1 protein-coding gene is annotated in these 1,470 nt (G+C 39.5%); it reads left to right on the forward strand.

The window, feature by feature from the left end; all coding sequences use genetic code 11:
* Positions 1–205: 205 nt before the first annotated feature.
* Positions 206–1,357 (forward strand): Fic family protein, encoded by a 1,152-nt coding sequence (locus AAC854_RS22445; RefSeq protein WP_340619028.1) that lies wholly within the window; start codon positions 206–208, stop codon positions 1,355–1,357.
* Positions 1,358–1,470 lie beyond the last annotated feature (113 nt).

A 1,470-nucleotide genomic window follows, 5' to 3' on the forward strand; every position in this document is an offset into this window, starting at 1 on the left:
AGCGACCACGAAAAACACGGGGTTACAATACGCCGGATGAGCTATTTAAAGGTACAAAAACTCATTTACTTCGTTTATAACGATGTTGCACTTAATATGTGAATCCAAGAATTTATCTAAATTTGCGGTGAAAGATGAAAATTAAACGTCCCCCTGCACTTACAGATATCGCAGAAATGGCCCCATCTGTCTTTAACAACTGTCATTGACAGGTGATGGCTCGGATCAACTGACTAAACTTTTCACAACACCAATTATTAAACAAATTTGTTCTAAAATAGATCGTCTGACTTCTTCAGCCGGACACGCTGAGTTGCTGGAACCACTCAATGCCTCAAGATATTTATTCGATGAACTTATTGCCGAGGAGTCAATTTCATCCAGCCAGTTGGAAGGTGCAGCTACAACCAGCCAAGCCGCTTTAGAAATGCTCAAAATCCAACGCCCTCCGAGAGACGAAAGTGAGCGTATGATTATGGGTAATCATCGAATGATGGCGTATATTACAGAACACTGCAATGATAAGCTTACTCCTGCTTTTATCAGAGAAATTCATGCTATTGCAGTTGAGGGAATTAACGATGATAAATATAAACCAGCCCAATTCCGCACGACTAATGATGTTGTTGTTGCAGGCATAGACGGTGAAATTATACACACTCCACCTTCCTGCAAAGAAATCGAACAGAGAATAGAAGAACTCTGTCTTTGGGCAAATACCTCCCATGAACGACAGGCTGGTGTTGATTATTTACACCCATTAATAAAAGCTATTGTTCTCCATTTTATGATGGGATTTATTCATCCCTTTAATGATGGAAATGGCAGAACGGCAAGAGCCTTATTTTACTGGTACATGCTGCGCTGTGGTTATACTGCATTTAAATACATCTCCATCAGTAAGCTACTGAAAAAATCCTCAACTGCTTATGCAAAGGCATACTGTTATACAGAGACTGACCAGTTTGATCTCACTTATTTTGTTGATTATCAGTGTCAGATTGTTGAGCGGGCAATCGAGGAATATCTTAATTATATAAAACACATTATAAAAACCCGGGCTGAAGTAGAAACATTCCTTTACGAATCAAACATCATCGCTGAATTGAATGCCAGACAGCGCGCATTGCTAAATATTGCTTTTGCCAGGCCGGGAAATATTTTCACTGTGGCAGAAATTCGCGGCAGAATGGGGGTATCAGACAATACAGCACGAAATGATCTCAACCAGTTGGAAAAATTAGGTTTATTAAAAACACATAAAGATGGCAGGGAAACGGTTTATGTCGCACCTAAGAATTTATCACAAATCTCAAAATGGCAAGAAAAATCATCCGTTAAATCAAGTGGGTGGTAACTCAGGGCAAGATCACGAATGTTTTTTAGTCAAAAATAAACAGGTTGCTTCGAGTAAAGCGCTGTGATCTTATACTCTCTTTTGAGCATTGAAACCCAATATCATGTACCTTG

Source organism: Xenorhabdus entomophaga (assembly GCF_037996725.1).
In the GTDB taxonomy this organism is placed as follows: domain Bacteria; phylum Pseudomonadota; class Gammaproteobacteria; order Enterobacterales; family Enterobacteriaceae; genus Xenorhabdus; species Xenorhabdus khoisanae.